Source organism: Variovorax sp. CAN15 (assembly GCF_030462475.1).
GTDB lineage: Bacteria > Pseudomonadota > Gammaproteobacteria > Burkholderiales > Burkholderiaceae_C > Variovorax.
Map to the genome: position 1 here is coordinate 1 of NZ_JASMRZ010000122.1, position 10,048 is coordinate 10,048.

At 69.8% G+C, this 10,048-nt stretch carries 6 protein-coding genes; 2 read left to right on the forward strand and 4 right to left on the reverse strand.

The features are described 5' to 3' along the window. Window positions 1-193 precede the first annotated feature (193 nt). From QMO14_RS31600 to nirB, 3 genes are read right to left on the reverse strand one after another with little or no spacing between them, the layout of a single operon-like run. The gene (locus QMO14_RS31600; protein WP_301512018.1) at window positions 194-2,989 is read right to left on the reverse strand and encodes a nitrate reductase; all 2,796 of its coding nucleotides are present in this window, start codon (window positions 2,987-2,989) and stop codon (window positions 194-196) included. 4 nt (window positions 2,990-2,993) lie between these two features. After that, window positions 2,994-3,392 (reverse strand): nitrite reductase small subunit NirD, encoded by a 399-nt coding sequence (nirD, locus tag QMO14_RS31605; protein WP_126018258.1) that lies wholly within the window; start codon window positions 3,390-3,392, stop codon window positions 2,994-2,996. Window positions 3,393-3,449: 57 nt separating this feature from the next. Continuing rightward, window positions 3,450-5,906 (reverse strand): nitrite reductase large subunit NirB, encoded by a 2,457-nt coding sequence (gene nirB, locus QMO14_RS31610; protein ID WP_301512019.1) that lies wholly within the window; start codon window positions 5,904-5,906, stop codon window positions 3,450-3,452. A gap of 64 nt (window positions 5,907-5,970) precedes the next feature. Here nirB and QMO14_RS31615 point away from each other — a divergent pair, with 64 nt between their 5' ends. Then, the gene (locus QMO14_RS31615) at window positions 5,971-7,692 is read left to right on the forward strand and encodes a bifunctional protein-serine/threonine kinase/phosphatase (protein ID WP_301512020.1); all 1,722 of its coding nucleotides are present in this window, start codon (window positions 5,971-5,973) and stop codon (window positions 7,690-7,692) included. 20 nt (window positions 7,693-7,712) lie between these two features. Here the strand turns inward: QMO14_RS31615 and QMO14_RS31620 are convergent, their stop codons facing one another. Next, entirely contained in the window at window positions 7,713-8,978 is a 1,266-nt protein-coding gene (locus QMO14_RS31620; RefSeq protein ID WP_301512021.1) for a nitrate/nitrite transporter, read from the reverse strand. 269 nt (window positions 8,979-9,247) lie between these two features. Between QMO14_RS31620 and QMO14_RS31625 the strand changes: the two genes are divergently transcribed. Beyond that, window positions 9,248-10,048 (forward strand): ANTAR domain-containing response regulator (locus tag QMO14_RS31625; protein WP_301512022.1); only part of this gene is annotated, 801 nt, incomplete at its 3' end.

The window sequence follows — 10,048 nt, forward strand, 5'->3', positions numbered from 1 at the left end:
CCCTCCCCCAGGGGGGAGGGAGCAGGATGCGGGCGCATCACCACAGCGCCTCCGCGTTGTCTTGTCCCCTCTCCCGCTTGCGGGAGAGGGTCAGGGTGAGGGCGGCGGCCTCGCAACATCGCGCGGACGTCATCGCCGCCACCCTCACCCCAGCCCTCTCCCCGAGGGGAGAGGGAGCAGTGCAGATCGCGCATCACGGCAGCGCCTCCGCCTCGGCCGGCGTCGCCCGCACCATGCGCTTGAGCTCGGGAATGCACGAGCCGCAGTTGGTGCCGCACTTCAGCGCCCCCTGCAGCCTGGCCAGCCGCTCGTCCGGCGTACCGGCACAGCGCGCCAGCTCGCCCTGGATCGCCCCATCCGCCACGTTGAAACAGGTGCACACCGTCTTGCCGCGCGACTGCACCGCCACCGGCGCCTTCGAGCCCGGCGACAGCAGCAGGCGGCCGTAGCTCTGGGCGGGCAGCTCCTCGCGCAGCAGCGTGGCGATCCACGCCTCGGCGCTGGTGTCGCCGCCCAGCAGGAAGGCTTCGAGGCCCGCGCTGCCGTCGGCCCGGCGCATCAGCCGCGCCGAGCGGCGCTGGCCCCGGCGGCGGTCGGCATAGCGCAGGGTGTCGGGCGTCTGCAGGCCGAGCAGGGTCTCGATTTTTTCGACCAGCGCGTCGTCGGGCGCGTCGCGCGCGGCGGCGCGAAAGAGCAGGCCGCTGCGTTCGCTTCCCTGCACGTTGCCGGAAAACGGCACGCAGGTTGCAAAAGGAAAGAGCGCCATCATCGGCTGCAGCGCGCGGTGCGCCGCCAGTGCCTCGCCGTCGGGAAGCCATGCCATCGCCAGCAGCGACCAGGGCAGCTCGGCCTTGAGGATCTTCACCGCCGCGTGCTTCAGCTCCGGCTGCTTCGAAGTGGGGCAGAAGGCCGGCGTGGTGAGCGCGTTGATGCCCGCCAGCCGCGTGCCGCCCGACGAGCAGCCGCTCAGGTACTCCTCGCCCCAGTGCATGGCGACGAAGGCCTGGCTCAGTCCCACCTCGGCGCTGGCGCGCGCGGGCAGCATGATCGAGCCGCGCTTCGACGTCAGGTGCACCAGGTCGCCTTCGCCGATCTGGCGGCGCGCCATGTCCTGCGCGTTCATCTGCACCACCGGCTCGGGCACGTGGCCGAACAGGCGCCCGGCCGTGCCGGTGCGGCTCATGCCGTGCCATTGGTCGCGCAGGCGGCCGGTGTTCAGCGAGAAGGGATAGCGGGCCTCGCGCGCCTCGGCCACCGGCTTGTAGGTGGTGTCGACGAAGCGGGCGCGGCCGTCGGGCGTGGGGAACACGCCGTCTTCATACAGGCGCGCGCGGCCGGTGCTCTCGCCTTCCTTCAGCGGCCATTGCTGCGGGCCGGCGCTCTCCAGCATCGCGTAGCTCAGGCCGGTGATGTCCAGGTCGCGCCCGCGCGTGGATTCGCGGTGTTCGTTCCAGACCGATTCGGCCGTCTCGTACGGGAAGAGCGTGAACGCGCGGCCGATCAGCCGCTCGAGCCGGTGCGCGAAGGCCACCGCGATCGACCAGTCGTTGCGCGCCTCGCCCGGCGCGGCCACGGCCGGGCGCACGCGCGAGATGCGGCGCTCGCTGTTGGTCACGGTGCCTTCCTTCTCGCCCCAGGTGGTCGCTGGCAGCAGCAGGTCGGCGAAAGCGCAGGTGGCGGTGGTGGCGAAGGCTTCCTGCACCACCACGAACTCGGCGCGCTCCAGCGCGCGGCGCACGGTGGCCTGGTCGGGCATCGACTGCGCCGGGTTGGTGCAGGCGATCCACAGCGCGCGGATCTCGCCGTCGGCCGCCGCCTGGAACATCTCCACCGCCGTCTTGCCCGGCTTCTCGGGCACCGAGGGCACGCCCCAGAGCGCCGCCACCTCGGCGCGATGGTCGGGGTTCGCCAGGTCGCGGTGCGCGCTCAGCAGGTTGGCGAGGCCGCCCACCTCGCGCCCGCCCATCGCGTTGGGCTGGCCGGTCAGCGAGAAGGGGCCCGCGCCGGCGCGACCGATCTGGCCGGTGGCCAGGTGCAGGTTGATGAGCGCGGCGTTCTTCGCCGTGCCGCTGGAGGACTGGTTCAGGCCCTGGCAGTACAGGCTCAGCGTGGCGGGCGAGGTGGCGAAGAGCCGCGCCGCCTCGAGCAGGTCGTCCTTCGATATGCCGCAGACCTGCGCCACCTTGTCGGGCGTGCACTCGCGCACCGTGGCCTTCAGCGCATCGAAGCCACTGGTGTGCGCCGCGATGTACTTCGCGTCGGTCCAGCCCTCCCACAGCATCAGGTGCAGCATGCCGTTGAACAGCATCACGTCGGTGCCGGGCTGAATGGGCAGGAACAGGTCGGCGATCTCGACCGTGTCGGTGCGGCGCGGGTCGGCCACCACGATCTTCAGCGCCGGGTTGGCCGCCTTCGCGTCCTCGATGCGGCGGAAAAGAATGGGGTGCGCCCAGGCCGTGTTGCTGCCCACGATGAAGAGGCACTGCGCGTGCTTCAGGTCGTCGTAGCAGGCCGGCGGCGCGTCGGCGCCCAGCGTCTGCTTGTAGCCGGCCACCGCGCTGCTCATGCACAGGCGCGAGTTGGTGTCGATGTTGTTGGTGCCGATCAGGCCCTTGGACAGCTTGTTGAAGACGTAGTAGTCCTCGGTCAGCAGCTGGCCCGACACGTAGAAGCCGACCGCGTCGGGCCCGTGGTCGCGGATCACCTGCGCGAACTTGCCGGCGGCGTTGTCCAGCGCGGTGTCCCAGCTCACCGCCGCGGGGGCCTCGCCGCGCGCGAGGCGCTGCATGGGCTGCAGCAGCCGCGTCTGGCGCGTGACCGTGGCGCTGGCCGTGAGGTGCAGCGTCGAGCCCTTGGTGCACAGCCGCCCGAAGTTGGCGGGGTGCGCCGGGTCGCCGCGCACGCCGGTGATCTGGTCGCCGGTCGACTCGATGATCACGCCGCAGCCGACGCCGCAGTACGGGCAGGTGGACCGGGTCTCCCGCGTCATGGGTTTATTCCAGCGGAAGAACCGACAGCACCGCGAAAGGCTTCGGGCCTGCGACCGGGCGTTCCAGGTCGATGGCATGCGTCGCCAGTTCGGCCGCGTCCAGGTGCACGACGCCGTCTTCCACCTTCACGGCGAACTTCGGCGTGCAGCCCTCGTCGGGCGCCTTGGCGCAGCCGTCGTCCAGCCCGATGGCCCAGTTGTGCAGCGGGCAGGCCACGCTGGTGCCGAACACGATGCCCTGGCTCAGCGGGCCGCCCTTGTGCGGGCAGCGGTCGAGCAGCGCGAACACCTGGTCCTCGGAATTGCGGAACACGGCCACGTCCAGCCCGGCCGGCCGCGTCACGCGGCGCGCGCCGAGCACGGGAATGTCGTCGATGCGGCAGATCACTTTCCAGTCGCTCATGGTGGGGCTCTCTCGTTTCTCTCTATTTCTGGTTTGTGGCGGCCAACAACCGGCGCTTCATGCCGTCAGCGGCGTGAACTGCCGCACGTCGACCGAGGCCTGCGCCGACTCGAACCACGGATCGGGCTCGCCGTCGAGCGCGAACTGCAGACGCTCCCACAGCGCCTTGCGGCCCTCGGCGTCTTCGAGGATCTTCTTCTTCACGTAGTCCAGCCCCACGCGGCCGATGTAGTGCACCGTGCGCTCCAGGTACCAGCCCTCTTCGCGGTAGAGCTGCAGGAAGGCGCCCGAATACTCCATCACTTCCTCGGCCGTCTTCACCTTCACCAGGAACTGCGCCACCTCGGTCTTGATGCCGCCGTTGCCGCCCACGTAGAGTTCCCAGCCGGAGTCGACGCCGATCACGCCCACGTCCTTGATGCCGGCCTCGGCGCAGTTGCGCGGGCAGCCCGACACCGCGAGCTTGACCTTGTGCGGCGAATACATGGCCCACAGCGCGCGCTCCAGGTCCTTGCCCATCTGCGTGCTGTCCTGCGTGCCGAAGCGGCACCACTCGCTGCCCACGCAGGTCTTCACCGTGCGCAGCGACTTGGCGTAGGCGAAGCCGCTGGGCATGCCGATGTCCTTCCACACGCCTTCCAGGTCTTCCTTCTTCACGCCCAGCAGGTCGATGCGCTGGCCGCCCGTGACCTTGACGGTCGGAATCTTGTACTTGTCGGCCGCGTCGGCAATGCGGCGCAGCTCGTCGGGCGTGGTGTGGCCGCCCCACATGCGCGGGATGACGGAGTAGGTGCCGTCCTTCTGGATGTTGGCGTGGCTGCGCTCGTTGATGAAGCGGCTCTGCGGATCGTCCTTCGCCTCTTTCGGCCAGGTGCTGATCAGGTAGTAGTTGATGGCCGGGCGGCAGGTGGCGCAGCCGTTGGGCGTGCGCCAGCCGAGGTTGCGGTACACCTCGTCGTGCGTCAGGTAGTGCTCCTTGCGGATCGCGTCGCGCACGTCCTGGTGGCTCGCGTCGGTGCAGCCGCACACGGCCTTCTTCTTGGGCGTGGCGGAGTAGTCGCCGCCCGCGGTGAACATCAAAATCTGCTCGACCAGCCCGGTGCACGAACCGCAGCTCGCGCTGGCCTTGGTGTGCTTCTTCACCTCGTCGAGGGTGAACAGGCCCTTCTCCTTGATGGCCTTGCAGATGGTGCCCTTGTTCACGCCGTTGCAGCCGCAGACCTCGGCGTCGTCGGGCATGCTCGCGGCCTTGTTGTGGCCCTCGTGGCCGGTGTCGCCGATGTTCGATTCGCCGAACATCAGCTTGTCGCGGATGTCGTGCACGCTGCGGCCGTCGCGCAGCAGCTTGAAGTACCAGCTGCCGTCCACCGTGTCGCCGTAGAGGCAGGCGCCCACCAGCTTGTCGTCCTTGATCACCAGCTTCTTGTAGACGCCGCCGAAGGGGTCGCTCATGACGATTTCTTCGGTGCCTTCGCCGCCCATGAACTCGCCCGCCGAGAACAGGTCGATGCCCGTCACCTTCAGCTTGGTGGAGGTGAGCGAGCCCAGGTAGCGGCCGATGCCGAACTGCGCCAGGTGGTTGGCCGCCACCTTGGCCTGCTCGAAGAGCGGGGCCACCAGCCCGTAGGCGATGCCGCGGTGCGCCGCGCACTCGCCCACCGAGTAGATGCGCGCGTCGGTCACGGTCTGCATGGTGTCGGTGACGACGATGCCGCGGTTGCAGTGCAGGCGCATCTTCTCGGCCAGCTCCACGTTGGGGCGGATGCCCACGGCCATCACCACCAGGTCGGCCGCCACCTCGGTGCCGTCCTTGAAGCGGATGGCCTTCACGCGGCCGCTCTTGCCGTCATCCGCGTCACCCACCAGCTCCTGCGTCTGCGCGCCCATCAGGAACTTCAGGCCGCGGTCTTCCAGCGACTTCTGCAGCAGCTTGCCCGCCACGTCGTCGAGCTGGCGCTCCATGAGCCAGGGCATGACGTGCACCACCGTCACGTTCATGCCGCGCAGCATCAGGCCGTTGGCGGCCTCCAGGCCCAGCAGGCCGCCGCCGATGACCACTGCGTTCTTGTGCGTGCGCGCGGTCTCGATCATGTAGTCGGTGTCGGCGATGTCGCGGTAGGCGATCACGCCCTTCAGGTCCCTGCCGGGCACGGGCAGCATGAAGGGGTTGGAGCCGGTGCACATCAGCAGGCGGTCATAGGCGGCCTCGGTGACGCCACCTTCCGAATCCACGGCGCGCGCGATGCGCCTGACGCGGTCGACCTCCACCACCTTCTTGCCGGCGTGCAGGGTGATGTTGTTCTCGGCGTACCACTCCCAGCTGTTGAGCACGATCTCGTCGATCGTCTGCTCGCCCGCGAGCACCGGCGACAGCAGGATGCGGTTGTAGTTGGGATGCGGCTCCGCGCCGAAGACGGTGATGTCGTACAGGTCGGGCGCGATCTTCAGCAGCTCTTCGAGCGTGCGCACGCCGGCCATGCCGTTGCCGACCATCACGAGTTTCATTTTCTTCATGGGGCTGGGCCTTTCAGGGAAATCAAGCAAAGGAGCGCCCGAGGCGCGCGTTCAGAATCGCGCCATGAGCTTTGAAGTGGACATCGGCTACAGCAGCCAGCGCGGACCGCGCGAGCTGAACGAAGACTTCGCCGGTGCAGCGCATGCGCCGCCGGGCGACGACGCGCGCGGCCTTATCGCAGCCATTGCCGATGGGGTGTCCAGCGGCGGGCACGGCCGCGAAGCGGCGCAGACCACGGTGATGGGCCTGCTGGCCGACTACTTCGCCACGCCCGCCACCTGGGAGCCGACCGCCGCGCTCGACCGCCTGATCGGCGCGCAGAACGGCTGGCTGGCCGACCACAACCGCCGGCGCCAGAGCAAGCAGGACGGCGGCACGGCGCTCACCACGCTCACCGCGCTGGTGCTGCACGGCCAGAGCTACACGCTGGCGCACGTGGGCGACACGCGCGCCTGGCGCGTGCGCGCCGGCGGCGAGCCGGCCGTGCCGCTCACGCAGGATCACGCCTTCGACCATCCCGACATGCGCAGCCGCCTGACGCGCGCCATCGGCCTGGACGACCAGGTGCGGGTCGACTACGTGCAGGGCGACGTTCGCGTGGGCGACTGCTTCGTGCTCACCTCCGACGGCGTGCACGGCGTGCTCAAGCCCCAGCAGGTGGCCGCGCTGGCCCTGCAGGGCGATGCCGAAGCGGCCAGCGAGGCGCTGGTGCATGCGGCGCTCGACGCCGGCTCGCGCGACAACGCGACCGCGCTGGTCATCCGCGTGACGGGCCTCGATGCGCGGCAGCTCGACGACGAACTGGGCGACGGCCGTCGGCTCGCACCGCCGCCCGCGCTGAAGGTGGGCGAGGTGCTCGACGGCTACGCCATCACCGCGCTGGTGGCCGACACCGGCGTGCACCTGCTGTACCAGGCCCGCCATCCGGTCACGCGCGAGCTGGTCGCGCTGAAGACGCTGCACCCCTCGCGCGCCGGCGATCCGCAGGAGCGCGCAATGCTGGCGCACGAGGCCTGGCTGGGGCTGCGCGTGGGCGGCGGCGGCAACAGCGGCTTCGTCCGCGTGCACGAGCGCGCCGAGAACGCGAGCGCGCTGTACATCGTGTTCGATTGGCACGGCGGGCGCACGCTGGAGCAGCTGCGCAAGGCGAACCCGCGCGGCGCGGTGTCCGAAGTGGTGGGCGCCGCCATCGAGCTGAGCCGCGCGCTCGGCCGGCTGCACCGCCAGGGCGTGATCCACCGCGACATCAAACCCGGCAACCTGCACCTGGGCGAGGACGGGCGCTGGCGCATCCTCGACCTGGGCGTGGCGCTGTCCGGCCGCGAGGGCGCGGCCCAGCGCGAGCTGCATGCCGGCACGCCCAGCTACATCAACCCCGAGCAGTGGGAGGAGGGCGGCACCGCCGATGCGGCCAGCGACCTGTTCGCGCTCGGCGTCACGCTCTACCAGTGGCTCACCAGCCATCTGCCCTACGGCGAGATCGAGCCCTACCAGGTAGCGCGCTACCGGCGCGATCCGGTCGCGCTCTCGCGCCTGCGGCCCGACGTGCCCATCTGGCTCGACCACCTGGTGCGCAAGGCCGTCGCCCGCGATCCGCGCGAGCGCTTCGAAACCGCCGAGGAACTGCTGCTCGCGCTCGAACGCGGTGCATCCCGCCCCGTGAGCGCGCCCGCCGCCACGCCGCTGATCCGCCGCGACCCGCTCGCGCTCTACCAGCTGGCGCTGGGCGTGTCGGTGCTGTTCAACCTCCTGTTGATCGTGTGGCTCCTGTTCTTGCCACGATGAGCGGAGGCGGGCGGGGCGGTTCATGACCGGGCAGCCTTCCGCGTGTTGTTGACTGCGGGCGAAGCTTGTGCCGGCGCGACGCGCGCACGGCCACCCTTCTCGGCCCAGGTGCGGGTCCAGCGGATCTGCATCACGCTCATCACGCCCAGCATCACGAGCGAGAGCACCGCGAAGAAGATGAAGCCCCAGAGGTAGCTGCCCAGGTACTGCTTCGACAGGCCCATGGCGTTGGGCACGAGGCCGCCGCCCAGGGCGCCGATCTCGCCGATCATCGAGCCGGCCACCGCGGTGCTCGCGGGCCAGCGCAGCGGCACCAGCTGGAACAGCGCGCCGTTGCCCGCGCCCAGCGCGGCGAAGCAGACGATCAGCACCAGCGTGGTCACGGCCAGCGATGCCGACGAGACGCCCACCAGCACCAGGCTGGCGGTCACCACCAGCAGCACCACGGTGAGCGTGTTCACGCCGCCCCAGCGGTCGGAGATCCAGCCGCCCGCGACGCGCACCGCCGCGCCCATGAAGGCCGCGAGCATGGTCAGCTGGCCGGCCTGCACCTTGCTCACGCCGAACTGGTCGTAGTAGTAGGAGGGCAGGAAGGTCGTGAGGCCGATGAAGCCACCGAAAGTCACGCCGTAGATCAGGCTGAACACCCAGCCGTCTTTTTCGAACAGGCAGGCGATGTGTTCGCGGAAGCTCGAATGCGCGTTCACGTCCGGCGGTTCCTTGGCGAACACCACCATCACCACCATCGGAATGAGGATGGCGACGGCGGCCACGCCGTACACCGCCTGCCAGCCCAGCCAGTTGGCCAGCGGCGGCGCCACCAGCACCGACACCGCCGTGCCCACGTTGCCCGCGCCCACAAGGCCCATGGCAAGGCCCTTGTGCTGCGGCGGGAACCAGCCCGAGCCCAGCGACAGCGCCACGCCGAAGCTGGCGCCCGCGATGCCCAGCAGCACGCCCATGGCGAGCAGGTCGTTGAAGCTCTTGACGAAGAAGAAGCCGAAGAGCATCGCCACCGCGATCAGCGCCATTTCGACCAGCGTGGCCTTCTTGCGCCCGATGTACTGCGACAGGATGCCCAGCGGAAAGCGCATGAGCGCGCCCGCGATGATCGGCACCGACAGCATCAGGCCCTTCTGTGCCGGCGAGAGGCTGAAGGTTTCGCCGATGAACGGCGCCATGGCGCCGTTGAGCACCCAGATGCAGCAGGAGAACGAGAAGTACAGGAAGGCCGCGAACAGTGTCGGACTGTGGCCTGACTGCAAGAAATTCCTGAAACCTGACATGGCGTTCAAAGATGCAAAAAGCCGCGGCGCGGCCCTGGAGAGGCCGTGTCGACGGACGGGGTTGGGAGCGGAGTGCCGGCAGCGGACGCTGTCGACGTGGGGGTGCGCGCGGCATGTGCGTTGCCGGGCCGGATGCAGGAGCCTGCAGCCTTCTCACCAAAGCGGTGCTTCGTTACACCGCGCCCAACTCGTTGCAAGAGGCGTGCCTGCGAATTCGCGCGGGCGTGGCCTATGCTCGCGGTGCGCTCCCGCACCGTTCTTTTTCCACGATGTCTCTTCTCGTTGTCCTGCCCGATGAATCCGCCGGCCCGGTGTTGCCCGAGGCACTGGCGAAGGCCTTGTCCGGTGCGGGAATCGATGTGCTCGGGGTTGCCGATTGCGCCGGCTTCGCGCGGCAGGTCGAGCTGCTTTCCCCTCGGCAGGCGCTGATCTTCCTGTCTCTGCCCATGCCCGCGCTGCTCGACACCTTGCGCGGCTGGGCTGGCGTGCCGCCGTGCGCGCTGAGCCTTGTCAGCGAGCCGCTCAGCACCGCGCAGCACGAGGAGCTGGTCGCGCTCGGCGTGCATGCCTGGCTGCAGGCCGGCGCCGTCGACGCCGAATCGCTCGCCGCGTTGACCGCACGCGCACGCCTGCGCTGGCAGCGAGAAGCCGCGCTGCGCACCGAACTGGAGAGCCTGCGCACCCGCATGGACGAGCGCAAGTGGGTCGATCGCGCCAAGGGCCTGCTGATGTCCGCGCGCGGCATTGGCGAGGACGAGGCCTTCGGCCTGCTGCGCGGCGCCGCGATGCACGCCAACCTGCGTCTGGGCGAGGTGTCGCGCTCGGTCATCGAGGCGGCGCAGTGGGCGGACGCGATCAACCGCGCAGGGCAGCTGCGCATGCTCTCGCAGCGGCTGGTGCGCGTGGCGGCGCAACTGCTGGGCGGTATCGACGCGCAGCGCGCGCGGCTGCTGCGCACGCAGTCTTCCGGGCGGGTACAGCAGAACCTGGATCATCTGGCGGCCCTCGGGCTCGATGCTGCCGGCGCCGACGCGCTCGCGCAGGCGCAGGCCGCGGGGAGCGGCCTGGCC

What these genes read in the sequence shown, in the direction of transcription:
- QMO14_RS31600 (WP_301512018.1), bottom strand. Translation starts at nt 2,989, where the DNA reads ATGACGCGGGAGACCCGGTCCACCTGCCCGTACTGCGGCGTCGGCTGC.
- nirD (WP_126018258.1), bottom strand. Translation starts at nt 3,392, where the DNA reads ATGAGCGACTGGAAAGTGATCTGCCGCATCGACGACATTCCCGTGCTC.
- nirB (WP_301512019.1), bottom strand. Translation starts at nt 5,906, where the DNA reads ATGAAGAAAATGAAACTCGTGATGGTCGGCAACGGCATGGCCGGCGTG.
- QMO14_RS31615 (WP_301512020.1), top strand. Translation starts at nt 5,971, where the DNA reads ATGAGCTTTGAAGTGGACATCGGCTACAGCAGCCAGCGCGGACCGCGC.
- QMO14_RS31620 (WP_301512021.1), bottom strand. Translation starts at nt 8,978, where the DNA reads ATGTCAGGTTTCAGGAATTTCTTGCAGTCAGGCCACAGTCCGACACTG.